General features: G+C 72.7%; 16 protein-coding genes, 1 tRNA gene, 1 pseudogene and 1 riboswitch. Of the genes and pseudogenes, 8 read left to right on the forward strand and 10 right to left on the reverse strand.

Annotated features, from left to right (window positions below; translation table 11 throughout):
• Together ACWCXX_RS36065 and ACWCXX_RS36070 are read right to left on the reverse strand one after the other, a co-directional pair.
• Nucleotides 1-139, reverse strand: a pseudogene (locus tag ACWCXX_RS36065) (heme-binding protein); the annotation flags it as partial.
• Nucleotides 140-524: 385 nt separating this feature from the next.
• Nucleotides 525-935: an SHOCT domain-containing protein gene (locus ACWCXX_RS36070; protein WP_451134786.1), complete on the reverse strand. Its 411-nt coding sequence runs from the start codon at nucleotides 933-935 to the stop codon at nucleotides 525-527.
• Between the two features lie 246 nt (nucleotides 936-1,181).
• Here ACWCXX_RS36070 and ACWCXX_RS36075 point away from each other — a divergent pair.
• The 4 genes from ACWCXX_RS36075 to ACWCXX_RS36090 all read left to right on the forward strand — a co-directional run bounded on the left by ACWCXX_RS36075 (nucleotide 1,182) and on the right by ACWCXX_RS36090 (nucleotide 5,613).
• Nucleotides 1,182-1,255: transfer RNA gene (locus ACWCXX_RS36075), tRNA-Met, on the forward strand.
• Nucleotides 1,256-1,486: 231 nt separating this feature from the next.
• Complete coding sequence (locus ACWCXX_RS36080; protein WP_451134808.1) at nucleotides 1,487-2,647, forward strand: PP2C family protein-serine/threonine phosphatase; 1,161 nt, start codon at nucleotides 1,487-1,489, stop codon at nucleotides 2,645-2,647.
• A 375-nt stretch (nucleotides 2,648-3,022) separates the two neighbouring features.
• A riboswitch (cyclic di-AMP (ydaO/yuaA leader) is annotated at nucleotides 3,023-3,175 on the forward strand.
• 11 nt (nucleotides 3,176-3,186) lie between these two features.
• Nucleotides 3,187-4,398, forward strand: coding sequence for a M23 family metallopeptidase (locus tag ACWCXX_RS36085; protein WP_451134788.1), 1,212 nt, complete (start codon nucleotides 3,187-3,189; stop codon nucleotides 4,396-4,398).
• Nucleotides 4,399-4,668: 270 nt separating this feature from the next.
• Complete coding sequence (locus tag ACWCXX_RS36090; protein WP_451134790.1) at nucleotides 4,669-5,613, forward strand: aldo/keto reductase; 945 nt, start codon at nucleotides 4,669-4,671, stop codon at nucleotides 5,611-5,613.
• A 25-nt stretch (nucleotides 5,614-5,638) separates the two neighbouring features.
• Here the strand turns inward: ACWCXX_RS36090 and ACWCXX_RS36095 are convergent, their stop codons facing one another.
• From ACWCXX_RS36095 to ACWCXX_RS36110, 4 genes are all read right to left on the reverse strand, one after another.
• Nucleotides 5,639-7,216, reverse strand: coding sequence for a PrsW family intramembrane metalloprotease (locus ACWCXX_RS36095; protein ID WP_451134810.1), 1,578 nt, complete (start codon nucleotides 7,214-7,216; stop codon nucleotides 5,639-5,641).
• Between the two features lie 217 nt (nucleotides 7,217-7,433).
• The gene (gene trmB / locus ACWCXX_RS36100; protein ID WP_451134812.1) at nucleotides 7,434-8,372 is read right to left on the reverse strand and encodes a tRNA (guanosine(46)-N7)-methyltransferase TrmB; all 939 of its coding nucleotides are present in this window, start codon (nucleotides 8,370-8,372) and stop codon (nucleotides 7,434-7,436) included.
• Complete coding sequence (lhgO, locus tag ACWCXX_RS36105; RefSeq protein WP_451134792.1) at nucleotides 8,362-9,618, reverse strand: L-2-hydroxyglutarate oxidase; 1,257 nt, start codon at nucleotides 9,616-9,618, stop codon at nucleotides 8,362-8,364. Before lhgO ends, trmB begins: the two co-directional genes overlap by 11 nt.
• 174 nt (nucleotides 9,619-9,792) lie before the next feature.
• Nucleotides 9,793-11,664 carry a sporulation protein gene (locus ACWCXX_RS36110; protein ID WP_451134794.1) on the reverse strand — a complete coding sequence of 624 codons (1,872 nt, stop codon included), beginning with the start codon at nucleotides 11,662-11,664 and terminating at the stop codon, nucleotides 9,793-9,795.
• Between the two features lie 1,272 nt (nucleotides 11,665-12,936).
• Between ACWCXX_RS36110 and ACWCXX_RS36115 the strand changes: the two genes are divergently transcribed.
• Entirely contained in the window at nucleotides 12,937-15,048 is a 2,112-nt protein-coding gene (locus ACWCXX_RS36115) for an asparagine synthase-related protein (RefSeq protein WP_451134796.1), read from the forward strand.
• A gap of 186 nt (nucleotides 15,049-15,234) precedes the next feature.
• Here ACWCXX_RS36115 and ACWCXX_RS36120 read toward each other — a convergent pair whose 3' ends face one another.
• The 3 genes from ACWCXX_RS36120 to ACWCXX_RS36130 all read right to left on the reverse strand — a co-directional run bounded on the left by ACWCXX_RS36120 (nucleotide 15,235) and on the right by ACWCXX_RS36130 (nucleotide 19,073).
• On the reverse strand, nucleotides 15,235-15,435 hold the full coding sequence (locus tag ACWCXX_RS36120; protein WP_451134798.1) for a hypothetical protein: 201 nt from the start codon (nucleotides 15,433-15,435) through the stop codon (nucleotides 15,235-15,237).
• Nucleotides 15,432-17,423 (reverse strand): sigma-70 family RNA polymerase sigma factor, encoded by a 1,992-nt coding sequence (locus ACWCXX_RS36125; RefSeq protein ID WP_451134800.1) that lies wholly within the window; start codon nucleotides 17,421-17,423, stop codon nucleotides 15,432-15,434. The genes ACWCXX_RS36120 and ACWCXX_RS36125 overlap by 4 nt, the downstream gene beginning before the upstream one ends.
• A gap of 765 nt (nucleotides 17,424-18,188) precedes the next feature.
• Nucleotides 18,189-19,073: a TetR/AcrR family transcriptional regulator gene (locus ACWCXX_RS36130; RefSeq protein ID WP_451134802.1), complete on the reverse strand. Its 885-nt coding sequence runs from the start codon at nucleotides 19,071-19,073 to the stop codon at nucleotides 18,189-18,191.
• Nucleotides 19,074-19,413: 340 nt separating this feature from the next.
• Between ACWCXX_RS36130 and ACWCXX_RS36135 the strand changes: the two genes are divergently transcribed.
• Together ACWCXX_RS36135 and ACWCXX_RS36140 are read left to right on the forward strand one after the other, a co-directional pair.
• Complete coding sequence (locus ACWCXX_RS36135) at nucleotides 19,414-20,892, forward strand: NAD(P)/FAD-dependent oxidoreductase (protein WP_451134804.1); 1,479 nt, start codon at nucleotides 19,414-19,416, stop codon at nucleotides 20,890-20,892.
• A gap of 186 nt (nucleotides 20,893-21,078) precedes the next feature.
• Complete coding sequence (locus ACWCXX_RS36140; RefSeq protein WP_451134806.1) at nucleotides 21,079-22,869, forward strand: ATP-binding SpoIIE family protein phosphatase; 1,791 nt, start codon at nucleotides 21,079-21,081, stop codon at nucleotides 22,867-22,869.
• A gap of 106 nt (nucleotides 22,870-22,975) precedes the next feature.
• Here ACWCXX_RS36140 and ACWCXX_RS36145 read toward each other — a convergent pair whose 3' ends face one another.
• A complete protein-coding gene (locus ACWCXX_RS36145; RefSeq protein ID WP_451134814.1) occupies nucleotides 22,976-24,298 on the reverse strand; it encodes an MFS transporter in 1,323 nt (440 codons plus the stop codon).
• A 154-nt stretch (nucleotides 24,299-24,452) separates the two neighbouring features.
• On the opposite strand from ACWCXX_RS36145, the gene ACWCXX_RS36150 reads away from it, so the two are divergent.
• Complete coding sequence (locus ACWCXX_RS36150; protein WP_148837095.1) at nucleotides 24,453-25,010, forward strand: MarR family winged helix-turn-helix transcriptional regulator; 558 nt, start codon at nucleotides 24,453-24,455, stop codon at nucleotides 25,008-25,010.
• Nucleotides 25,011-25,515: the final 505 nt, after the last annotated feature.

The raw sequence follows: 25,515 nt of genomic DNA on the forward strand, positions 1-25,515 counted from the left end.
CGTCGGCCGCGAGGGCGGCGGCGGGCGCGGCGGCCGGGGTGGAGGCGCTGGCGGACACGGCGCCGAACGTACCGGCTCCGAGGGCGGCGACGAGGACGGCACCGGTCAGGACGCGGGTGCGCAGCGACAGCTTCTTCATGGTCAACGACTCCTCGGGTTCGGCCAGGGATTCGGGAAGCTCTGCGTTCCCGCTCTGAGATCAATCCTCTGGCCGGATCCGCCCCGTACCGGTCGCCCTACGGGCTTCCATCGCGACCCCCGACGGACGACGGACGGGTCGGCCGATCGGATGATGCCGATGCCGTTTGCGCAGGTCACCCCGTACTGGGTAGGCCGCAGGAGACCGCGGAGGGCCCCGGCGGGTTCTCCGGGGCAGGCCGCCGGTCCGAGGTTTTGGTCGGCGTGGAAGAAGTGGTGCGGGCGGATCGCAGGCCCGCTCGACGGCGGCGGGCGTACGGGCGGCCCGTCCCGGATCGGACGAGAAGCTTCTCATCGCACGAGGAGCTTCCCGCACGAGGAGTTTCTCAGACGAGGAGCTTCGTCTTCGCGCGCTGGTACTCCTCGTCGGTGATGGCGCCCCGGTCCTTGAGCTCGGCGAGCTTCGCCAGCTCGTCCACGTGGCTGCTCCGTTTCGCGTCGTCCCCGCCCGCGGTGCCCGCGGCCTCCCGTACGTACGCCTTGAAGGCAGCGTCCCGCTCCTGGGCTTCCTTGAGGTCCCGCCTGCCCATGGACCTGCCGCGCACGATCACGTACACCAGCACCCCGATGTACGGCAGCAGCAGCGTCAGGATCAGCCAGCCCGCCTTGCCCCAGCCGCTGAGGTCGTGGCTGCGGAAGATGTCCGTGATGACCTTGAAGAGCAGGAACAGCCACATGACCCAGAGGAAGAACCAGAGCATGGTCCAGAAGAGGTCGAGCAACGAGTAGTCGTCCACGGTTCGCTCCCGATCAGTGCGAGTTCGTCGCGGCGGTCGGTCGGTCGGTCGATAAAAACAGTCATACCACCGCATATCTGCGCCCGCGCGGTGTCCCGGAGCGGATCGGGGGCGGACCCGCCTCTCCCACCCTTTCCGCCCGGTGTGGCGACCCGGGGGGAGGTGCCGGATGCGGCTCGGGTGAAGCCCTGGGGAACCCGAGTGGTCAGGAGCGCGCCGAAGATGGCGTAGAGTGGTGTTCACCGACGCGGGGTGGAGCAGCTCGGTAGCTCGCTGGGCTCATAACCCAGAGGTCGCAGGTTCAAATCCTGTCCCCGCTACTGAAGAGTCAGGCCCGGCACGCACAGCGTGCCGGGCCTGACTCGTTCCGTCCCTCCGCCCGGACGCCTCCGTCGCCTTCATCACTTCCATCCCTTTCATCGCTTCCATCGCCTCCGTTACCTCTGTTGGCCGACAAGCGGTCGCCGGGCCGTTCCGCTTTGGGGAGTCTGGAGGGCGGGGCGCGGTTCCGTCCGCAGCCGCGGACGTACCGGGCAGGAGACCAACGGGTGGTGTGGAAGCGGAAGAAGCGGCGCGGCGGGCGTGCCGAGGGCGGCGTCGGCACCAGGCGGTTCGTGAGTGCGCTGCCCGCCATGATGATCATCGGCGGGCTGGTGTTCGACGCCCTCACGCCGCCGCCCTTCACGGCCATCCCACTGTTCGTGGCGGCGCCACTGATCGCCGCCCCGTTCTTCTCGCTGGCCAGCACCGTCCGCACCGGTATCGCCTCGATGCTGGCCGTCATCGTGCTGCGGCTGTCCGGCAGCACGCTGCCCGGGGCCGTGCCGCTGATCGAGCTGCTGACCCTGGCCACCGTCTCGGTCCTCGCGGTCGTGATCAACACGGTGGTGCGGCGCGGCAACGAGCAGCTGGCCTCCGCGCGGGTCATCGCGGAGACCGCCATGCGCGCGGTGCTGCCGGAGCCGTCCGACCGGATCGGCGGACTGCGCGTGGCGGCGCGGTACGAGGCGGCGCAGGCGGACGAGTTCGTCGGCGGCGACCTGTTCGCCGTGACGAACACCCCGTACGGAGTGCGGCTGGTGGTCGGGGACGTACGGGGCAAGGGCCTCGAAGCCGTGGGGACGGTGGCGGTGGTCACCGGGGCGTTCCGTGAGGCGGCGGAGCAGGAACCCTCCCTGGAAGGCGTGGCGGGGCGGCTGGAGCGGGCGCTGGAACGGGAGGAGGCGAGGCGGGGCGGGCTCGACGTGCTGGAGGGGTTCATCACCGCCGTACTGGCCGAGATCCCGCCCGGAGCGTCCGGGGTGCGCATCGTCAACCGCGGCCACCCCGATCCGATCCTGCTGCATCCGGGCGGGGAGCTGGAGGTGCTGAGGCCCACCGAGGCCGCGCTGCCGCTCGGGATGGACCTGGGCGCGTGGCCGCAGCGGACGGACGAGTGGGAGCTGCCGGCCGGGGCGACCCTGCTCCTGTACACGGACGGCCTCTCCGAGGCGCGGGACGCCGAGGGGGTCTTCTACGACCCTGTGGACCGGCTGCGCGGGCGGATCTTCCCGGGGCCCGAGGAACTGCTGTCCGCGCTGACCGATGACGTGCGCCTGCACACGGGCGGCGAGACGACCGACGACATGGCGTTGCTCGCGGTCATGCGCCCGGTGGAGGGGCAGCCGGACCGGCGCCGGACCGTGCGGATCATCGGTCGGGAAGACGCGTGACGGACGGCGGGCCGGAGGCGTGACGGACGGGGAGGCGAGTGGAGGTCGGACGTGGGCGGGCGGGGTTTCGGACGGAGTTCGGGCAGGGTTTTGGGCGGGCGTGATGAGGTTCCGCGTGTTCCGGGTCCGTTCCCTCCGCTCACGGTGCCACCGTGCGTAACCGAAAGGCGTCGCTCCGCATAACATTTGACGCAACGTCAGAAATGGGGCAGCGAGTGAAGGGTGCTCAACTCGTCCGATTCCGCCCGGTTGTGTCCCGTAAAGTCCAGGCCAAAGACGTGAACGATCAGTGGGAACGGCTTGGAATGCGAGCCCGCTGTCTATTAACGTTCGATAACGCAGCGCGGTCGTCCCAGCCGTCGCCAATGGCGGCACCGTGCGCAAGCGCCGAATTCCGCAAGGGAACCGGGGAACCACCTATATGGGGTGAATCGGACGCCTGTGTCTCGTGAGAGGCAGAGGGGCCCGTAGGAGACCTTCCTGCTCCGAACCCGTCAGCTAACCCGGTAGGCGAGAAGGAAGGAAAGGAGTGCGCCCCCGTGGCGTCCAACAAGCCTGCCCCCGAAGCCCCGTCCCGGTTCAATCCCGATCACGGCTCCGGCTTCGGCGCCGACTTCCCCGCGCAGCACGGTTCCGGCTTCGGTCCCGACGCCGCGCCCCACGGGACGGTGACGACGGCGTACGGCAGCGACTACGGCACCGGCCGGGGCGGTGACTTCACCACCGAGTTCACCAGTGACTTCGGCGGCGACTTCCGTGCCGACGAGCCCGCGCGCAGCCAGGAGGAGTGGAACCCCACCGAGGAGTCCGTCCGCCCCGTGCGCGGCCGGCACCGCGTCGCCAAGCAGCGCAACGGACTCGCCCGCAGCTCCACGGTGCTGGGCGTCGGTGTCATCGCGGCGGTCGGCGCGGGCGGCATGGCCACCGCGCAGAGCAAGCCGCCGGTCTCCATCTCCGTCCCCGACTCCATCACGGAGAAGCTTCCCGACGCCGCGTCACTTCCCGGCGTGGGCGCCCTGTTCTCCGACGACTCGGACACGGACGCGTCGGAGGACGCCACCGCCTCCGCCCCGCTGACCTCCGCGGGCATCACCCTCGCCGAGGCCGAGCAGGGCCGGACGGACGCGGGCGAGGCGCTCCGCGCCCGTATCCTCCAGCAGGCCGAGCAGCAGCAGGACGCCGCCGACGCCGAGGCCAAGGCCGCGCAGGAGAAGGAAGCAGCCGAGAAGGCCGCCGCCGAGGCCAAGAAGCAGCAGGACGCGGCCGAGGCCAAGGCCGCCGCCGAGAAGAAGAAGGCGGAGGAGGAGGCCAAGAAGAAGGCGGAGGCCCTGCGGCTCGCCAAGCTCGCCGCCAGCTACGCCCTCCCGACCTCCTCGTACCACATCACCTCGACCTTCGGTCAGGCCGGATCGATGTGGTCCTCCGGCCACCACACCGGCCTCGACTTCGCGGCCCAGACCGGCACCCCGATCAAGGCCGTGCACGGCGGCACCATCAAGTCGGCGGGCTGGGCGGGTGCGTACGGCTACCGCACGGTGCTGGAGCTCGACGACGGCACGGAGATCTGGTACTGCCACCAGTCGTCGATCGGTGTCGGCATCGGCCAGAAGGTCACCACCGGCGAGACCATCGGCCGGGTCGGCGCGACCGGCAACGTGACGGGTGCGCACCTCCACCTGGAGGTCCACACCCCGGGCGGTACGGGCGTGGACCCGATGGCCTGGTTCCGCGACAAGGGTCTCAACGTCTGAGGCGACCTGGCCTGGCCCGACCCGATACGGTCCGATGCGCCGCGTCCCCCGGCCCCGTGGCCCGAGCCGGTTCACCGGCCCATGAACCCCGGCAGTCCTGACGCTCCCCCCCGACGTCAGGGCTGCCGGTCCTGTCGTGAGCGGTTACGGGCGCGCGAGCCGTGCGGAAGGCGAGAGGCGCCCGGAAGGGCGGAGCCACCGGAACGGCGGAGCTGTCGGAGCGGCGGAGTCGGCGGAATAGCCGACCCGCCGGAGTTCGTTGATCCACTTATGACTTCTCTTCGTAAGCTGGGCTCTTCCGACCTCCAGGTCTTTCCGCTCGCTCTGGGCGGCAACGTCTTCGGCTGGACCGCCGACGAGGCGCAGTCGTTCGCCGTCCTGGACGCCTACGCAGCGGCCGGGGGCAACTTCATCGACACCGCCGACGTGTACTCCGCCTGGGTTCCGGGCAACGCGGGCGGCGAGTCGGAGACCGTCATCGGCAAGTGGCTCGCCGCGCGCGCCAACCGTTCCGACGTCGTCGTCGCCACGAAGGCCGGTGGCCACCCCGAGTACAAGGGGCTCGCCCCCGCCAACATCAAGGCCGCGGCCGAGGCCTCGCTGCGCAGGCTCGGCACCGACCACATCGACCTCTACTACACGCACTTCGACGACGAGACCGTGCCGGTCGAGGAGATCATCACTGCCCTGGACCAGTTGGTGAAGGAGGGCAAGGTCCGGGAGATCGCCGCCTCCAACATCGGTCCCGAGCGGCTCCGGGCCTCCCTGGAATTCTCGGAGCGCGAGGGGCTGGCGCGCTACGTCGCCCTTCAGCCGCACTACAACCTGGTCTCCCGCGACACGTACGAGGGCGAGCTCCAGGACACGGCCGCCCGCGCCGGGCTCGCCGCCGTGCCGTACTACGCCCTGGCCTCCGGCTTCCTCACCGGCAAGTACCGTCCGGGCGCCGTGGTGGACAGCGCGCGGGCGCAGAGCGCCGGTCAGTACCTGGAGTCGGAGCGGGGGCAGAAGGTCCTGGCCGTGCTGGACAAGGTCGCCCAGGAGCACGACGCGCAGATCGCGACCGTCGCGCTGGCCTGGCTCGCGTCCCGGCCGACCGTCGCCGCGCCGATCGCCTCGGCCCGCACGGTCGAGCAGCTGCCCGCACTGGTGGCCGTCGCGGACCTCTCACTGACCGAGCAGGATCTGGCCGCACTCACCGAGGCGTCCGCCTGACGCACGGTCCACAGCCACCGCGGCCCTACCGCGGTGGCTGCCGCGGGACCGGAGAGGGGCGGTGACCCGGCCAGGGGCCGGCTCCCGGTCCCGGCCCGGGGCCGTTGGGGTGGCCGCCGTACGGGGTGTGCGCGGGGAACGGCGGGGCGTACGGGGACGGCGGCGGGTGGAGACGCAGTCGGCCCGTGGCCTGCGCCGCGTACGTGAGGGCGGGAACGGCCACCTCCCTGCGTTGCCAGAGGTGGTGCAGCAGCTCCAGCTCACGGGCCGCGAAGTCCGGCTCGGCCACCCCGCGCCGGGCCCGCAGCCGCAGCGATGCCAGCGACGTCGCGAACGACTCGTACTCGGCGACGGTGCGGGCGGCCGCCGTGCCGTGGGCCGCGGCCCGTGCCCTGGCCCGTGCCCCGGCCTGCGCCGTCGGCCCGTAAGGGGTGGCGCCCGGCCCGGGATGGCCCGGCCACACCGGGTGCCCCGCGCCGTACGGGCCCTCCCAGCTCTCCCGCGCCGCGATGGCGTGCTGACGGCGGGCCGCGTCACGGGCCAGGCCGCGAGCCCGCATCGAGGCGAGGGCGAGCGGCTCCGCCGGGGTCAGCCAGCCGGCCGCCGCGTAGGCGGGCAGCTCGGCACAGAGCGTGCGCAGCTCGCGTTGGCGCGACCAGATCGCCAGCCAGGTCACCAGGCCGAAGGCCGGGACCATGAACAGCCCGTACACGGCGTAGAAGCCGTACGGGCCGAAGGTCGCCGACCCGTTCCACAGCGCGTGCATCCCCATGGCGAGGACGAGGCCCAGCAGCGGCAGCACGACGCGGCGGACGCGGCGGCGCCGGGCGGTCGCCGCGGCGATCCCGAAGCCGATGCCGGTCAGCACCGTGAAGAGCGGGTGCGCGAACGGCGACATCACCACCCGCACGAAGAACGTCGCGACCGTCACCGACACGGCACCGGCGATGCCCGCCTGCTGGTCCTGGCCGAAGGCGTTGCCGAGGTAGAGGATGTTCTCGGTGAAGGCGAAGCCGCTCGCGGTGAATCCGGCGGTCACGACGCCGTCGACGATCCCGTTGAACTCGCGTCTTCGGAACAGGAAGACCAGCAGTATCGCGGCGGCCTTGGCGCTCTCCTCGACGATCGGCGCTATCACCGTGGCGCCGAGGGTGTCGGCGTCCGCCGGGTCGGCGGTGGCCGTGGCTATCCAGCGGGTCGCGAACGAATTCGCGAGGATCGCGACCAGGGCGGCGGCGAACGCCCCCCAGGCGAAGGCGAACAGCAGATTCCGCCAGGGGGCCGGCTCGACCCGATCCAGCCAGCGGAACGCCGTCATCAGCAGCGGTACGGGCAGCACGGCGAGCCCCAGCCCGACGAGGAAGCCCTGGGTGCCCGTCTGGTCGCGGACCAGGGCCAGGATCGCCAGCCCGCAGAGCGCGAGCACCGTGAACACGGCAGTGATGCGGAACGCTCTGCTGCGCCACACCATGCCGACGCGACGCGGCCGGTAGCGCCAGTGCCCGCGCCCGGGAACGGCCGCGAGGATCTCACCGACCCGCTTCTCCTCGAGGAGCGGTACGGCCGGCTGCGCCTGCTGCCGCTGGACAGACCCGTCGAACACCACCCGTCGACCCTAACGAGCGGCACTGACACCTGGCCATGGGGCGCAGACCCGTGCCCGCCCCCACCGGGCCGTGCTTCCCGCCCCGCGCCCGCCGGGCCGTGCCCTGTGCCCGCCGGGGCGCGCGGGCCTCAGCGGGGCGCACGCGGAGACAACGGCGCACGGAGATCAGCGGCGCACGAGATCAGCGACGCACGCGGAGACAGCGGCGCGTGGCTCAGCGCCGGGCGAAGAGCAGGTCGTGCACGACGTGGCCCTTGTCCAGCCCCTGCCCCTCGAACCGGGTCAGCGGCCGGTAAGCGGGCCGGGGCGCGTAGCCGCCGTCCGCCTGGGTGTTCTCGTACAGGGGGTGCGCGGTCAGCACGTCCAGCATCTGCTCGGCGTACGGCTCCCAGTCGGTCGCGCAGTGGATCACTGCCCCCGGCTTCAGCCGCTGCGCCGCCAGGTCGAGGAACTCGGGCTGGATCAGCCGCCGCTTGTGGTGGCGCTTCTTGGGCCACGGGTCGGGGAAGTACACCCGCAGCCCGTCCAGCGACTCCGGCTTGAGCATCTCGCGCAGCAGGATGATCGCGTCGCCGTTGGCCACCCGGATGTTGGACAGACCGTTGCGGTCCGCGAGGCCGAGGAGGTTGCCCTGGCCCGGGGTGTGCACGTCGACGGCGAGGATGCCCGTGCCCGGGTCGTCGGCGGCCATCTGCGCGGTGGCCTCGCCCATCCCGAAGCCGATCTCCAGCACCGTCGGGAGCCCGCCGAACAGCTCGGGCAGGTCCAGGACGCGCTGTCCGTCGATGTCCAGGCCCCACTTCGGCCAGAGCCTCAGCAGGGCCTCCTCCTGGCCGGGCGTGACCCGGCTGCGGCGGGGCTGGAAGCTGCGGATCCGGCGCTCGTGGTGCGAACCGGCCGGATCGACGGCGGGCCCGCCGGGGAAGCGCGGCTCCTGGCGCAGCCTGCGCTGCCGCTCGAAGGCGGCGGCGCGCAACTCGTCCGGAATCCCGGCGGCGGCACCGGGCTCCGGGGAACCGGCGGCGGGGGCGGGCTGCGGGACGGGCTTCTGGGCGGAGGAACGCGCGGCACGGCTCGCGGAAGGGCTCGCCGGAAGACCCGTGGCGGCGTCCTCGACCGGGCTCTCGGAGGGGTTCATGGGCTCAGACACAATGCCCTGATTCTACGGCGGGCGGCCTCCATCCCGTTTCCCGCGCCCGGAGCAGCGCTCTGCGCGCCACCTCCCGCCCGATGGGCAGCGAGGCGGTCGCGGCGGGCGACGGGGCGTTCAGCACATGGACGGTGTGCGGGGCCTCGCGGATCAGGAAGTCGTCCACCAGGGTGCCGTCGCGCAGCACGGCCTGGGCCCTGACCCCGGCCGGGGACGGGCGCAGATCGTCCTCCGTCACCTCGGGCAGCAGCCGCCGCACGGCCTCGGTGAACGCGTGCTTCGACAGCGAACGGCGCACCTCTCCCGCCCCGTACCGCCAGTGTCTGCGGGCTATCTGCCAGGTGCCGGGCCAGGTCAGGGTGTCCGCCAGCTCGCGCGGGCGCACGACCGGCCAGCCGTACCCCTCGCGGGCCAGCGCCGGCACCGCGTTCGGCCCGACGTGGACGCTGCCGTCGTGGCCCCGGGTCAGGTGGACCCCGAGGAACGGGAACGCCGGATCGGGCACCGGGTAGACCAGGCCGCGCACCAGCTCCGGCCGCGCCAGCTCGTAGTACTCCCCCCGGAAGGGCACGATCCGCACCCCCGGGTCGTCGCCCGCGAGCCGGGCCACGCGGTCGCAGTGCAGCCCCGCGCAGTTCACCAGCACCCGGGCCCGCACCACCACGCCGTCCGCCGTGCGCACCGCCGCACCCCAGGGGCGCCGGTCGATCGCGGTGACCTCCGCCCCGTACCGGATCACCCCACCGGCCCCGCTCACCTCGGCGGCGAACCGGGCGGCGACCGCGCCGAAGTCGCACACCCCGGTCGTCCCGACCCGGATCGCGGCGAGACCGCTCACCCGGGGTTCGTGCTCGGCGATCTGGACGGGGCCCAGCTCGCGCACCGGCAGCCCGTGCTGTCTGCCGCGCTGGACCAGGGCGTGCAGCCGGGGCAGCTCGGACCGGTCGGTGGCGACGATGAGCTTGCCGGTCACCGCGTGCGCGATGCCGTGCTCGGCGCAGAAGTCGACCATCTCGGCGGCGCCCCGCACCGCGTAGCGGGCCTTGAGCGAGCCGGGGCGGTAGTAGATGCCGCTGTGGATCACCCCGCTGTTGCGCCCGGTCTGGTGACGGGCGGGGCCGCGCTCCTTCTCCAGCACCGTCACCCGGGTGCCCGGAGCGGCGCGCGTGATCGCGTACGCCGTCGACAGGCCGACGATCCCGCCGCCGATCACCAGCACGTCGCAGTCGTACGCCGCATGCGTCATCATCACGCCACCTCCCACCCCGATAGTGCACTGGCCCACTGACAACGTACTCAAACCCGGTGGAGCCCAGCGCGGCGCCGGCCGGGCACGCGGAGGGACGGACCGACCGGACGGCCCGCCCCTCCGGTCGTACGGGTCGCGCGGGTGCTCGTGCGGGTTGCGCAGGTGCTTGTACGGTTACGCCGGTGCCACCAGGAGCGGCCGGGCCCGCTCGCGCAGCTCGGCGACGCGCGGCTCGTGCCCGTACGGTTCGAGCCGGTGCAGCAGGTCCCGTACGTACTCCGTGGTCCGCGCCGAGGAGATGCGGCCCGCCACCTCCACCGCCCGGGTGCCCGCCGCGCAGGCCGCGTCCAGGTTCCCCGACTCCAGCTCGGCCACCGCCGACACCACCAGCCGCAGTCCGTGCGAGCGGACGAACTCCTCGGTGGGCCTGGACAGCGCCTGCTCGGTGAAGCGCCGCACCTGCCGGGGCGCCTTCAGGTCGAGGTGGCACTCCGCGGCGTCGGCCGCGAACCGGTCGTACGAGTAGAAGCCCAGCCAGGACGGATCGCCGTCGCCCTCCCTGGAGCGCTCCAGCCAGCTCTCGGCGGCCTTCAGCGCGGAGCCCGCGGCGGGGGCGTCGTTCGCCTTGGCGTGGGCGCGCGCCTCCACCAGGCGGAAGAAACTCATGGTGCGGGCCGTGGCGAGGCCCCGGTTGCGCTCGACGGCGGCCTGCGCGAGGTCGACCCCCTCGTCGGCGAAGCCGCGGTAGGTCGCCTGCAGCGACATCGACGCGAGGACATAGCCGCCGAGGGGCACGTCGGCCGCGGCCCGTGCGAGCCGCAGCGCCTGGATGTAGTAGCGCTGCGCGGCCTCCTGCTGGCCGGTGTCGAAGGCCATCCACCCGGCGAGCCTGGTCAGTTCGGCCGCGGCCCCGAAGAGAGCGCGGCCCACCTCGTCGGTGTACGAACCGAGCAGCAGGGGGGCGGCGTCGACCCGTAAGCACTCGGGAACCATGGAGGAGCGCCAGTCGCCGCCGCCGTACTTGGAGTCCCAGCGGCGCGCGTCCTGGGCCGCCTCGCGCAGCTTGGACACGTCGCTGTGGCCGACCCGCAGCGGGGAGATGTCACTGGTGGTGCCGGTGACGACTCCGGTGGAAGCCGGGGCTGCGGAGGCGGGGGCGGCGGTGGGTATGGGCGGGGCGGCGGTGGCGGGTGCCGTGTCCGGGCGCGGCTGGGCGGGGATGGACGGTGCCTGCCGGGCCCCCAGCGCTCCGAGCGTGCCGAGCGCCGCCTGGGCCGCCTGGGCGGTCAGTGCCGCATGCGCCTCGGGCCTCGGCCGCACCCCGGATGCCGGAAACGCCTCGGGGTTCCGGGCCCCCGGAGGGCGGCTTCCCTCCGCTGCCTGGGTGCCCGGTGCCGGGGCGCCCTGCGATGCGGTGCCGGGAGTCGGGGTGCCCGGGATCGCAGTGCCGGGTGTCGCGGTGCCCGGTGCCGGTTCGGTGTCCTTCGCCGTCCTGCCCCGCGAACCCTGCGCCCCTGCATCCGGGCGTGCGCCCCGTGCGCCCTGAGCGGTCGCCGTGGTCGCCGCCGCGTCGCGCTCCACCGTCGCGTCGGCAGGGCATATCAGCCAGCGGGACGCGGGCGTCGCGTACGCGCTCACCGAGAACGAGCCCGCGAGCGACTGCCAGATGCCGCCGCTGCCCGCCCGTCGTCCGGCCAGATCCAGCCGGTACAGCTCGGTGGCCGAACGGACCGCCTCGGCCACGGCGCGCGGGAAGGCCAGCCCGACCTCGGGCGCCGGATCGGCGTCCGCGAGCCCGATCTCGTGCAGCGGGACCGGCCGGCCGAGCTTGGCGCCGATCGCCGCCGCGATGAGATGGGGCGCGGCGCCCTGCGGCACCATGCCCTTGGAGACCCACCGGGCCACCGAGGTCTTGTCGTACCGAAGTGTCAGACCGCGCTGCGCCCCGAGGTCGTTGACCCGCCGGGCGAGCCCGGCGTTGCTGATTCCCGCGAGGGCGAGAACGGTTCCGAGCTTCTCGTTCGGTCCTCGTTGCTCCCTGGACATGCGCCACCCCTCGACACACAGACAGCCGCCGCGACACCGTTGCGGCGCGCGGCATTCGTACCGTGTCCTCCCCAGCGACGCTCCCCGGCACTCCAGTCGCACACGCATCTGGCCGAGCCCCGAGGAATATGCCTCCAGCAGAGAACCTTCAGTAAACCCAGCGTAGTTCGCCGCATCCCTACCGTTAAGGGGCAGACGTCCGTATGGCGGGATTGTTGTCCGTCCGGATCGGAGGGTCCGGCGGCGCGGGTCCGGGTGGGCTCCGGGCCGGGTTCGCGGACCTGTTCGGCGGCCGGTGCGGGCGCTCTTCGGGGGTGTCGTTCACATGCGCGGGCGACCCCCGTTCGACGGCTTCCGTGCGGGTCCCGTACGAGCCCCGTACGTGCTCCTGGCGTGTGGCTGTGCGCCCGCCCGTGCGCTCTCGTCGGGCCGTTTCGGGAGCGCTTGCATGGGTGCTGCGTGGGTCGGTCCACTGCACAGGACTCAGTGGGCTGGGGGACACTGCCGCCTCATTCCCCGCAGGCGGCGGACCGGTCCGGGAGGTGAACGCCGCCTCCCGGACTGTGCGTGGAACCGGAGTGTCGGCCGGGTGCGGGGCCGGGAGACGGAACGGGTTTCCGGGGCGGCCCGAGGGGGGTTCGGGAGGCGGTCCGGGAGCGAGGCGAGAACGGTCCGGGAGTGGGCGAAAGGGGCGGACGGCCCGGCTGGCGGACTTCCCGAGGCCTCGGAGGAATCCAGGGGATTCGGGAAGATTCAGGGAGCGAAGTGGGGCGAAAAGGGGCTCCTGGTGTGACGAGTTCCCTCCCTTCGAGCTCCAACGCGCCCTGAAATTGGCCGAATATTGTTGCTCGGTCAGGGTTGGGCCGCCCGTTTCGTGGACATTTCGCCGACCGCCCGATGGTCGCCTGCCGACCCGTCGAGGCCGGTTCGAGAGGGGCGGGTTTCGGTCGGGGCCCTGTCGGTGCGCCGGGAGAGAGACGGCGGAGCCGGGCAACTGTCCCTGTTCGTACGGGAGTCCGGGCCCGCGCGACCCATGGCCCGAGCCCGGACGCGCCGCCGGAATCCACCTCGAACGGGTTCCTCCGGGGCCGGTCCGGCTTCCGTCCCGGTCCGGCGTTTGCCAGGGGCGCATGCGCATCCGACGTGCGCCCTTCAGAGCCCCTCCTGTGCGCCGTTGTCGTGGCAGCATGTTCGCAACGGCGCCGCGTGCCACCGGAGTTCTCCCGATGCTCCCCTGCTGCGCCGTTTTGTCCACAGCCTGTGGAGGCGGCGATGCGTTGGTTGGTGGGGTGGAGCAGTGTCGCCGCGAGCTTCGGCACGGCGGGCGCGGTCGGACCCGACGACGAGGGACGCACGGTGCACCCCGTGGGCTCGCAGCTCCTGTGGGGCGACCCCGATCCGCTGTGGGCCGTCGGCGACTGGCGCCCCGACGAGATCCGCATCAGCACGGTCGAGGCCGCCGACGGCACCTCCACCGCGCGCATGGCCGTCCTCGGCTGCTGCAGCGCCACCGACGAACAACTGCGCGCCGGCCTCCTCGCCGCCCGCGGCGGGGCCCTGCGCCACCTCACCTCCTGGCCCGGCAGCTACACGACGGTCGTCCGGATCGGCCGCCGGGTCACCGTCATCGGGGACCTCGCCGGAGCCCGCCCCGTCTTCTACACCCCCTGGGCGGGCGGCACGGCGTACGCCACCGCAGCCCTCCCGCTCGCCGACCTCATCGAGGCCCAGCTCGACATCGGCCACCTGGCCGCCCTGCTCGCCTGCCCCGAGACCCCGGAGGCGCTGCGCGACGGCACCCCGTACTCCGGGGTGAAGCGCATCCCGCCGGGCCACGCGCTCATCCTCCGCGAGGGCTCGCGCGAGATCACCGGGTACGAGGCGGTGGCCTCCCTCGCCGTCGCCGCGCCCCAGCTCGACCCGGTCAGCGCCGTCGACGGGGTGCGCGACGCCCTGGTCGAAGCCGTACGCGCCAGACTCCTCGCTCCCCGCCACGCCCCCGAGACCCTGCCGCCCGACCCCGGCCCGGTCCCCGGCATGGGCCCCGCCGACCGGCGCGCGGCCCGGGGCGCCCCGGTGCCCGGCATCGGCGCCGACCTCTCCGGAGGCAGCGCCTCCGCCACCCTCGCCCTGCTCGCCGCGGGCCTGCCCGGCCTGCCCGGGACCCTCCTCGGCCACGGCACGGGCGCGGGGGAGCGGCTGCTCGCCGTCACGCTCAACGACCTGACCGCGCACGGTCACGAGGACGAACTCGAACGCGCCCGGGTCATCGCCGCCGACCCCCGTCTGCACCACGTCGTCGTCGCGGCCGGGGAGGAGTCCCTGCCCTACGCCGACCTGGGCGGCGGCCCGCTCACCGACGAACCCGCCCCCTCCCTCGTCGTCGCCGAGCGCCACCGCCGCCGCCTCGCCGCGGGCAGCGCCGACCACTTCGTCGGCTGCGGCGCCCGGCAGGTCCTCGACGCCCACCCGGCCCGCCTCGCCGACCTGCTGATGGACCGCCGCCGACGCCATCTGCTGCGCCCGGTGGCCGCGCTCGCCAAGGCGGAGGGCCCGAGCGCCCAGTCCCTGTTCGTCCCGCTGACCGTCTACCGCGCGGCCCGCCGCCTGTCCCGTACGTCGTACCGCAGCGGCCTGGAGGCGGCGGCCGACCGGCTGCCGGACGCCAACCGGAACGCCCCCGACCTCGACACCCCCGCCGACGCCTCGCTCGCCGCCCTCGCCTGGTCGCGGCCGGGGCCCGCCGCGCGCTGGCTCACGGGAGAGGCGCTCGCCGAAGTGTCGGTCCGGCTCCAGGAGGCGGCGATCCGCCCCGTCTCCGTCCAGCGCCCCGGCGACGCACGGGCCAGGGCGGCCCTGGCCCGGTACGCCGCCGACCACCGCATCCTGGAACAGGCCGCGGAGAACCGAAGCCAGCGCCTGCACGCCCCGTTCCTCGACAACCAGGTCGTACGCGCCGCCCGCGCGCTCCCCGAATCGCTCCGGGTCCAGCCGGACGCCCGCGCCGCGATCCTGCGCCGGGTCCTCGCGGGCGCGGGCATCCACGAACTGCCGCCGGGCTGGGGCACCCCCTCGCTCGCCACCTCGAACGCGACCGCCCGCACCGGTCTGCGCGCCGCGCTCCCCGACCTGATCGCCCTCTTCGACGCCCCGCTGCTCGCCGACGCGGGCCTGGTCGAGGCCCGTGTCGTACGGAAGGCCCTGCGCGCGGCCGCCGACGGCGAATCGCTCCCGCTGGAGGGCCTCGCCCATCTGGCATCCACCGAACTCTGGCTCCGCCGCCTCGTGTCGCGCCGCGGCACCTGCTGGACGGGCACGGCGGCGCCCCGCCAGCGCGCGGTCGCGGGCGTCGTAGTCCCGGCCAGGCGGACACTGCAGCGATAGGTACGACGCGGTAGGGACGACGCGGCGGGTGCCCGGCTGCCGGACGGGCCTCGGCTGCCGGACGGTCATCGGCGGTCGTCGGGCCGCGTCCGGCAGTGGGGCCGCCGGGTCGTGTCCGGCAGCCGGGCCGAGCGCACCGTGGTCGCCGGGACCGCCACCGGTCGACGACGGCGAACCCGCTACTGGCTACGCATGCAACTGAAGATGCTGCTGCACTTCCTCGCCGTCGAGAGCCGCCCGGCCGACGACGTCCACGGCGACGACCGGTACCGGGCCCCGGCGCACCGAGTGACCGGCGCACCGGGTGACCGACGCCTTCATGGCCCCGGTCACCGCGGAACTGCCGACCCCGGCGGCGCCGGACCTGTCCGCCCCGGACCGGCTCACTGGCAGCTGATTCTCGAATTCGCCCAGTCGGCGAGGACCACGCCGCCGCCGGTGCGGGCGCGTTCGACGACGAGCCGGATGCTCTTCTGGCCGGTGATGCCGACTCGGACGGGCACGGCCGGATCGCCTCCCGCCATCACCGGGGACTGCCACAGTCGCGTCCCGTCACCATTGAAGACGGAGAAGCGCACCGACCCGAGGCCCATCATCATGTCGTCGATCCCGACCATCGCCTCGTAACGCGTGCACTGCTTGTTCAGCTGGATGGTGACCGAGGATTTGCTGTGCACGGTCACTCCGTGCGCGTACGTGGTGCCGCCGATCGACACGCCGGACCGCTGCCAGATCCAGCTGCTCTCGCCCATCACCACCTCCGGCTCGGTGTGGTCGCCCAGGACCGAGTAGTTCAGCTCGCTGACCTGGTACACCTCCGGTGGGGGAGGTGGTGGCGTCGGGGTCGGGGTCGGGGTCGGGGTGGGCGTCGGCGTCGGCTTCGGGGCGGGCGGCTTCGGCGCCGGAGGGGTCGGCTTCGGCTTGGGTTTCGGGGGCGGCGTCGGAGTGGGCGTCGGAGTCGGAGTGGGCGTCGGCTTCGGCTTCGGCTTGGGAGCCGGTGGGGCGGGGGGCGCCGGAGGCGCGGGCTTTGGCGGGGTGGGCTTCGGAGGCGGGGTCGGCGTCGGGGGCGCCACGACCGCCGGCTTCGACGGGTACCGGGCCTCGGCCCTCGGCTCGTCGTGGCCGACCATGGCCCAGGCCAGTCCGGCCGCGGCGGCCAGGACGACCGCCGCCACGATCCCGGCCTTCGCCGGCGCACCGAGCCCCTCCGAGGCGGCGGCACCACCGGCCGCACCCCCGGCGGAACCTCCTCCGGTCGCCGCGGCGGCAGCCCCCGCGCCGGCGGCACCCGCCGCGCCCCCGGCGACGATTCCGGCAGCCTTGAGCGCGTACCCGGCGGCGAACCAGCCGATGACCGCGACCGGCAGCAGCGCGGGAATCCCGGCGTTGACATGGGCGAGTTCGCCCGCGGCGAGCCGGCACTTCGAGCACTCGTCCAGATGCCCCCGCAACCCGCGCTCGGCCCGCATGCGCAGGCCGCCCCGGGCATACGCGCCGAGCCGGTCGGCGTAGCGCGCGCAGTCGCCGCCCGCGGTGAGCGCCTGGCTCACGTGCGCCTGGAGATAGGCCTGCTTGAGGCCCTCCCGGGCCCGGCTGGCCAGCACCGCCGTGGCGTTGGCGGTCAGTCCGAAGAGCGGCGCGATCTCGCTGGGCGACTCCTCCTCGACGGTGGTGTGCCACAGCACGGCCTGCCAGCGCTCCGGAAGACTGCGGAACGCCTGCATCGCCATCGACTGCTCGGCCTCGTGCATCGCCCGTACGTCGGCGCCGAGGTCGAGCGTGTCCGTGTCCGACACCTGGGAGGACTGGGCGGCCTGCGCGGCGAACACCGCGAAGTCGTCGACCAGGTGCTCCCGCTTCGCGGTCTTGGTCCAGGCGGCCCCGACATGCCTGACGGCCGTCATGAGGTAGGCCCGTACGGCCTCCTCGGGGCCCTTGCCCCGCCGTACCGCCTGCAGCGTGCGGGCGAAGACCTCGGCCGTCAGGTCGTCGGCCGTGTGGGTGTCCCGGCAGCAGCTTCGCGCGTAGCGTCGTACCGCGTCCGAATGCCGCCGGAACAGTTCCTCGTACGCGAGGTCGTCGCCGTCCCGCATCTGCCGGATCAGATCGGCGTCGGAGGGTGCCCCGCCGGAGACGTCGGCGCTGCCGCCCTCCCGCTGCATCGGCACCGAGGCGTCGGCCACGGCCTCACCGCCGGACTCGACCGGCGTCGGCCACGGGCCCGGCAGCACGGTGCCGCCCTCGGCGTCACCGCCCGACCGCCCGGGGCCGCCCTGACTCGGTACCTGCCGGGAGGACATCCCACCGGCTTCCGCGACCCCGCCTATGGCGGAGGCGTCGTTGAGCGACTCTTCCTGCTGCCCGTCACCGCTCATCGCGGTAGCCCCCGTATGCGCTGTCGGACCCGAACATCGGGCAAGAGTGCCACATGGCGCAATCACGCCGAACCCTCAGTCCCCCCAACCACTCATCCGGGGCGTTTTCTCGAATGTGAGCACTAGGGGCCATTCGTTCGGGGAATGCTCGACAGTCGCCTCTCTGTGCGAGTGGGCTGGGTGGGGTGCGCAACAGTTCCCCCTGTCGGAGCCATTCGTGCGAGGGTCCTGAGGTGCTCGGAGGGTGCCCGATCGGCCCCCGCGGGGCTCTCGCGGGCCGAACGGGGCCGTATCGCGGCCTCGTCACGGCATGGGTGGATGCTTCGACTGCGGACGGCCGCGTTCGGTGCACGGTGAAAGGTACGAGGTCCGGGAAACGGGCGAGGTGCACTCGAAAGAAGATCTCGGTAGTTGAGTGGGTGACAGCGGGGTGTTGACCGAGACCCCATCAAATCGGGCCACATCAATCATTGGTCCTGAACGCCGCCCGCCCACCGCGCCCGCCATGCCGTGCCCTTCCCCGTCATACCCGTGCCCGTTCCCGAACCGGACCCGTGCCCGGATCGCGACCGGGCGCATCGGTCCGCCAGGTGCCCGACGGCTTGGGCGGGCCCTGGATCCCGGACCGCGCGGGTGGGGCCAGGGTGTTGTGCTCGACGACGCATCGCCGGGCACAACACCCGTCAGTACCTCAAATACCCCAGCACCTCAGTACCTCGACGCCCCGGTCGTGCGCAGGCCCCGGCCGCGCAGGCGCCGTTCCGCTCAGGCGGTCGGCCGGGAACGCAGTCCCTCCAGCAGGATGTCCAGGAGCCGGCTCGAGGCCGCGGCCTGCTGGGCCGCATCGGGCAGCGAAGGTGCTGCCGTTGCTATGACCAGCAGCACGTCCGCGACCGTCACATCACGGCGCAGCTCACCGGCGGCCCGCGCCCGGTCCACCAGTCGGCCGACGACCTCCAGCAGCTCTCCGGCCCCCGAGTCGTCGTCCTCGAACCCGCCGCCCTCCGCGACGGAACGCCCTTCGGTCGCACGGGCGTCGGACTGACCGTCGGCCTGACGCTGCTGAGGCACCCGGGCCTCGTCCCGGCCGTCGCCCGAACCCGGTGCGACCGCCGAATCCCCGGCCTGCGCCGAGCCGTCGACATCGGAATCGACATCGACCCCGACCCGCAGCACCTGGGGCGGCAGCAGCCGCCCCGCGCCCGAGGCCACGGACGTCCGCAGGAAGCGCGACAGCGCCGACCACGGCTCGTCCTCCTGGCCGAGCGCACTGCGTGCCTGGTCCGTCAGCCGGGAGGTCTCTTCCTCCGCTATCCGCCGGACCAGCACGTCCTTGCTCGGGAATCGCCGGTACACCGTGCCGACCCCGACCCTGGCGCGACGCGCCACATCCTCCATCGGAGCCCCGTAGCCCAGCTCGCCGAACACCTCGCGTGCGGCTCGCAGGACATGCTCCAGATTCCGCTGCGCGTCCACGCGGAGCGGAGCCGAGCGGCCGTGCGCCGCCCCGTTCGCCCCCACCGTGCCGGTCGTGCCGGTCGGGGCCGCGGTCGCCACCGCCACCGTTCCCACCGCGCCGCTTCGTCCGTTACTTTCGGACGAATGGGGCGTAACCGCAGCATTCTGCCAATGAGAATCCTGAATCTGCATAACTGTTCCCCCGGTTATGACGTCTCCCCCCGGAGACTTCCCGCCGTCTGAGCCGGAGAGTGGATCATGGTCTCAACCCGACACCCCGACGACATACGAACATAGTTGAGCCCGGGTCAATTCAGAAGGGGGTAGTTCCGCATGGGCCGCACCCCGATCGGAGCAAGGCCCGGTTGGTCACTGATTCGCCCTCCGTCCGGCACCCCCACCGCAACCCCTGACCTGCGCAGCTTCCACCTGTCCACGGTGCCGGGCCGCGACGGCCCGTCGAGAACCTCCGGTCACACAATTTGCCGAGCCTGTGGACAAACCCATGAGCACGTTGCGTCATGGGGTGGTGATGGCTTCAGATTCCGGGGGAACACCCCTCGGCCCCCCGCCGGGCGTGCGCATCCTCGTCATCGGCGGCGGCTACGTCGGGATGTACACGGCGCTGCGTCTCCAGCGGAAGCTGAAGCAGCGACTCAGAAGCGGTGCGGCCGAGATCGTGGTCGTCACCCCCGAGCCCTACATGACGTACCAGCCGTTCCTGCCCGAGGCGGCTGCGGGCTCGATCTCGCCGCGCCACGTCGTCGTACCGCTCCGCCGCGTCCTGGCGGACTGCAAGATCGTGATCGGCGAGGCACAACGCGTCGACCACGCCAAACGCACCGCGACCGTCACCACCCTCGCCACGGCGGAGGACGGCACCGGCGCCCTGGAGATCCCGTACGACGAGCTCGTCCTCGCCCCCGGCTCCGTCTCGCGCACCCTCCCGATCCCCGGCCTGGCCGACCACGGCATCGGCTTCAAGACCATCGAGGAGGCCATCGGGCTGCGCAACCACGTCATCGAGCAGATGGACATCGCCTCGTCCACCCGAGACCCGGCCGTCCGCGACGCCGCCCTCACCTTCGTCGTCGTCGGCGGCGGCTACGCGGGCGTCGAGGCCCTCGCCGAGCTGGAGGACATGGCCCGCTACACCTCGCGGTACTACCACAACATCAAGGCGGAGGACCTGAAGTGGATCCTCGTCGAGGCGTCCGGCCGCATCCTCCCCGAGGTCGGTGACGAGATGGGCGTCTACGCGATCCGCGAGCTGCGCGGTCGCAACATCGACGTACGCCTCGACACCCGCCTGGAGTCCTGCGAGGACCGGATCGCCGTACTGAGCGACGGTTCCCGCTTCCCGACCCGCACCCTCGTGTGGACGGCGGGCGTCAAGCCCGCCCCGGTCCTCGCCGCCACCGACCTGCCGCTCGACGAGCGCGGCAGGCTCAGGTGCACGGCGGAACTCACCGTCGCGGGCGTCGAACACGCCTGGGCCGCGGGGGACGCCGCTGCCGTCCCCGACCTGACCGCCGCGGAAGCGGGCCGGGAGACCGCCCCCAACGCCCAGCACGCGGTGCGCCAGGCCAAGGTCCTCGCCGAGAACGTCCTCGCGTCGCTCCACGGCAAACCCCTCAAGGAGTACCGGCACGGCTACGTGGGCTCCGTCGCCTCGCTCGGCCTCCACAAGGGCGTCGCCCACATCTACGGCCGCAAGCTCAAGGGCTACCCGGCCTGGCTGATGCACCGCACGTACCACCTCAGCCGCGTCCCGACGTTCAACCGGAAGGCCCGCGTCCTCGCCGAGTGGACGCTCGCCGGGCTCTTCAAGCGCGAGATCGTCTCCCTCGGCTCGCTGGAACACCCGCGCGCGGAGTTCGAGCTCGCCGCGGGCGGCAGACGCCCCCGCCCGAACGGCCCGCCGAACGGGGACGGGCCGCCGGGACGCGGCAACCCGCCGGGGACCGACGGCTTCCCGGGCCCCGACGACCTGCGGAGGAACGGCGGCTGACGGCCCGTCGAACCGATCGGGCACCCGCCCCGGACGGACCGTGCCGACAACTGTCAGTACGGTCCGTCACACTGGACGTGTGACCATAGGTGGGCCCACATCTGCACAGAGTGACCCGGCCGGCAGTGACCGACAGTGAGCAGCCCGCGCGAGCGGACCAGACCGACACACGAGGCCAGAAATTCCGTGAACTTCACGCGCTGGAGCGCCCGCCTACCCGGAACGCAGCGCCGTGCCGCCGCACGGGACGAGCGCAGTTCCGTGCCCTCGGCCCGCGCCGAGTACGCACAGCCCGAGACCGGGCCGCGCCCACCGGACGGCGACCCGCACGGCGGAACGAACCCCGATCCGCACGGCGACCCGCGCGGGGCGTCTCCCCGGCCGGGCGACCCCGCCCTGGAGGACCTCTCCGCCCGGGACATCCTCGGCCAGCTGCCTGCCCTGGTGGCCCTGCTCCACGGCCCCGACCACCGCATCGCGTACGTCAACGACGCCTACGCCGCCGCCTTCGGCCCCCGTCCGATCGGCGCCACCGCGGCCGAGGCCATGCCCGAGCTCGACGAGCTCAGCCTGCTGCCGCTGATGGACCAGGTCCTGCGCAGCGGCACACCCCGCACGGTCAAGTCCCGCAAGGTCCGCAACGGCAACTCGTACACCGTGACCTGCACCCCGGTGCACCGGGACGGGGACGGGGACCACGGCGCCGGTGCCGACGACACGGACCGGAAGCCGAACCGGAACCTCAGGAACGGCAGGAACAACAAGGGCGGCAGGAACCGGGACCGCGAAGGCGGAGTGCTCGTGTACGCCGCCGACGTCACCGACCACGCCGAAGCGGCCGAACGGCTCCGCGCGAGCGAGCGCCGGCACCGCGAGACGGCCGTCACCCTCCAACGCTCCCTGCTCCCGCAGGAACTGGAACAACCCGACGACCTCCGCATCGCCGCGACCTATCAGCCCGGCGGTACGGACGCCGCGGTCGGCGGCGACTGGTACGACGTCATCACCCTCGGCGCCGGCCGCACCGCCCTGGTCATCGGGGACGTGATGGGCCGCGGGGTGCGCGCCGCCGCCGTCATGGGCCAGCTCCGTACGGCCGTGCGCGCCTACGCCCGCCTCGACCTCCCGCCGCACGAGGTGCTCCAGCTCCTCGACGGCCTCGCCGCCGAGATCGACGCCAGCCAGATCGCCACCTGTGCCTACGCGGTCCACGACCCGAACGAGGGCCACCTCGTCTACTCCTCCGCCGGGCACCTCCCGATCCTGGTGTGCGACGAGGACGGCACGGTCCACCGCGCCGAGGACCCGACGGGGCCGCCGCTCGGCACCGGCGGCTGGATCCACACCTCGGGCACGATCGCGCTGCCGCCCGGTTCCACCGCGGTCCTCTACACGGACGGCCTGGTGGAGCGGCGCAGCGAGGACATCGACGAGGGAGTCGCCGCGCTGGAACGCGCCCTGTCCGGCGCCAAGGGTTCACCACAGGTGGTCTGCGACCGGCTGATCCGCTCCCTCGGCGTCACCGCGGAACACGACGACGACGTGGCCGTACTGGTGGTCCAGCACCCCTCCCGCACGGGGGCGGACGCGGAGCTGTTCCACAACGCCTCGCTCGATCTCCTCGGCGGCATCGAGGCCGCCCCGCGCGCCCGCGCCTTCGCGACCGGGGTCCTGACGTCCTGGCGCTTCCCGGTCGAACTCTGCGACCTGGGCGTCCTGGCCGCCGGCGAGCTCGTCGCGAACTCCCTCAAGCACGGCACCCCGCCGATGCGCCTGGGCCTGCGCCGCACCGACCGCCGTCTGATCATCGAAGTCACCGACGGGGACGACCACCTGCCGCGCCGCCGCCGCGCCGACCCGGCGGACGAAGCGGGCCGCGGCATCTCCATCGTCGCGACGATCGCCACGTCCTGGGGCAGCCGCCGCACACCGGGCGGCGGCAAATCGGTCTGGTGCGAATTCGCCCTGCCGCAGTGATCACGGCGGCCCCGGCGACCAGAGCACTCGACGGCGACAGGGGCCCTGCCGGCAGCAGGACCCCTGTTCACCTTCGACTTCGACCCTCGTTCCCGTCCCTGCCGCCTCAGCGTGCGGCGGAAGCGGAAGTGGAAGCGGAAGTGGAAGCGGCGGGCACCGGCTCGGCGTCCGGCAGCGACACGGCCACCACCCGGGACGGCGTCGTCGCGATCGACGGCTGGTCCTGCACGGGCGTGAGCCGCCGACCGAGCCGCAGCGCCAGCACCGTGATGCCCAGCGAGAACAGTACGAACGTCACGATGTACGGACCGTGCAGCGTCGCCCCCATCGGCCCGCCCACGGCCGGACCGACCGCGAGCGCGAGCTGCTTGCACAGGGCGAACGCGGAGTTGTACTGCCCGACCATCGACTCCGGCGCCAGGTCGGCGACCAGCGGCGCCACGGTCGGCGACAGCATCGACTCGCCGAGCCCGAACAGCGCGTACGTGGAGATCATGGCGGCCGTCGCCATCGTCTGGCTGCCGTGCCCGAGCCCCGCGTACCCCGCCACGATCCAGGCGAACGCCCAGATCAGACCGACCGAGGCGATGACCCGACTGCGCCTGCGGCGCTCCACGAGCCGCAGCACGACGAACTGCGCGACGACGATGACGGCGGTGTTGGCGGCCAGGGCGATGCCGAGCGTCGAGGGCTGGATCCCGGCGGCCTCGGTGCCGTACGCCGCGAGGCCGGACTCGAACTGGCCGTAGCAGGCGAAGAACAGCACGAAGCCCAGCACGCACAGCTGAACCATGGCCCGGTGCGAGAGCAGCGCCCGCAGCCCGCCCGGGGCCTTGGACCCGTCGGTGGGCCTGGCGTCCGGGAAGGACGGCGCACGCGACAGCCGCACCGTGGAGGCGATGACGCCGAGCACGACGAACATCACGGCCTCGATGAGGAACAGCAGGGTGAAGGTCCCCGGCCGGCTCGTGTCGACGATCTGCCCGCCGACGAGCCCGCCGATGCCGAGCCCGAGGTTCTGCAGGAAGAACTGCATGGCGAAGGCGCGGGTGCGGGTGGCGGTGCTGGAGCACCACACGAGCATGGTGGCGAGCGCCGGCTGCATGACCGCGGTGCCCGCGCCGAGAACGGCGGCGGACAGCACGGAGGTGGTCACACCCGACGACAGGCCGAGTGCGACGGCGCCCAGGGAGGCGACGGCCGAGGCGACGACGAGCACGGGCAACGGCCCGCGCCGGTCGATGACACGCCCGGTGAACGGCAATACGGCGAGCGCTGCCATGGCGAAGACCGCCAGCACGACCCCTGCCGTGCCGGCACCCAGATCCCTTACCTGCGCCACGTAGACGTACAGATACGGGACGGTGAAACCCAGCCCGAACGCGCTCAGCGCGCTCCCCAGCTGGATCCGCCGCAGTGCTGCCCCCATCTCCCTGGTCACACTCACCTACCTCAGGTCTCGAAACGATTCGTCGAGCCCTCTGAACGACTCGAACCCGAAGACTTTAGCACTAAAGTTAGAGGCTCAACAATTCAAACCGAAGGACTTCGAAGCTGTCGGAGGGCGTGCCATACTGCCCGCCATGTCTGACACCACCGAGCAGCCCGGCCCGCAGGAGCCGAGCCTCGACGAGCAGATCGCCGCCTATCAGCGAGAGTTCCGTGACCTTGACCCCCAGGTCGAGCAGGTCGTCTCGGCCCTGGGCCGACTGAACCGCCGCATGAACGTGGCGTACGGGCGCCAGCTCGCCGCTCTCGGCATCAGCAACGCCGAGTGGGAGGTCCTCAAGACCCTGGTCCTGTCCGGCTCCCCCTACCGCCTGGGACCGGGGGAGCTCGCCAAGCGGCTGGGGCTCACCCCCGCGGCGATGACCCACCGCATCGACCGCATGGCGGGCGAGGGACTGGTCACCCGCGACCGGGACGAGAACAACCGGGTGCGCGTGATCGTCGAGCTGACCGACGAGGGCCGTACGAAGTGGCTGGAGGCGATGCGCATGGCCACCGACTTCGAGGAGGACCTGCTCCAGGACCTCACGGGCGACGAACGCGGAGTCCTCGGCGACATGCTCACCCGCCTCCTGCGCCGGGTGGAGCACGCCCAGCCGGACGCCGGTGGCCGCCTCACCGACCTGGACTGACCTGGACCGGCCTGGACCGACCGCGGACCGGGGTCCGCACCCGGCTTGCGTCGATCCGGTGCCCGGCATGCGAGAAAAGGGCTTGACCTGGCAAGTTGACACGCCCCTCACCGGTCCGTAAGGTTCTTCGAGTTGTCACGGGGCCGGAACGGTTCTGCGACAGCCGATCCCGCCGCGAATGCGGCAACCAAAACTCCGCACGATCTCCCACTCGGGACAATTTCGGCATGCCGGAATTCATTTCGAGGACTCGATTATGAGTCGCCGGGAAAATCCGCTAGAGTTTTGGACGTCGGAACGGCCCAACGGCCGGGAAGACAAATCCCGCTGACTGGGAATCAGGCCCGAAAGGTTCTGGTAGAGTCGGAACCGCCGGAAAGGGAAACGCGGAAGCGCGGAACCCGGAGGCAGATCCCGGTCCGGCCGGGAATCGGGCCCGGAAGGGTCTGATAGAGTCGGAAACGCAAGACCGGAGGGAAAAGCCCGGAGGAAAGCCCGCGAGGGT

This window comes from Streptomyces sp. NPDC001732 (assembly GCF_053596315.1).

Coding starts and splice junctions, on each gene's coding strand:
- ACWCXX_RS36090 (WP_451134790.1), top strand. CDS start 4,669: ATGACTTCTCTTCGTAAGCTGGGCTCTTCCGACCTCCAGGTCTTTCCG.
- lhgO (WP_451134792.1), bottom strand. CDS start 9,618: ATGATGACGCATGCGGCGTACGACTGCGACGTGCTGGTGATCGGCGGC.
- ACWCXX_RS36110 (WP_451134794.1), bottom strand. CDS start 11,664: ATGTCCAGGGAGCAACGAGGACCGAACGAGAAGCTCGGAACCGTTCTC.
- ACWCXX_RS36115 (WP_451134796.1), top strand. CDS start 12,937: ATGCGTTGGTTGGTGGGGTGGAGCAGTGTCGCCGCGAGCTTCGGCACG.
- ACWCXX_RS36125 (WP_451134800.1), bottom strand. CDS start 17,423: ATGAGCGGTGACGGGCAGCAGGAAGAGTCGCTCAACGACGCCTCCGCC.
- ACWCXX_RS36130 (WP_451134802.1), bottom strand. CDS start 19,073: ATGCAGATTCAGGATTCTCATTGGCAGAATGCTGCGGTTACGCCCCAT.
- ACWCXX_RS36135 (WP_451134804.1), top strand. CDS start 19,414: ATGGCTTCAGATTCCGGGGGAACACCCCTCGGCCCCCCGCCGGGCGTG.
- ACWCXX_RS36145 (WP_451134814.1), bottom strand. CDS start 24,298: ATGGGGGCAGCACTGCGGCGGATCCAGCTGGGGAGCGCGCTGAGCGCG.
- ACWCXX_RS36150 (WP_148837095.1), top strand. CDS start 24,453: ATGTCTGACACCACCGAGCAGCCCGGCCCGCAGGAGCCGAGCCTCGAC.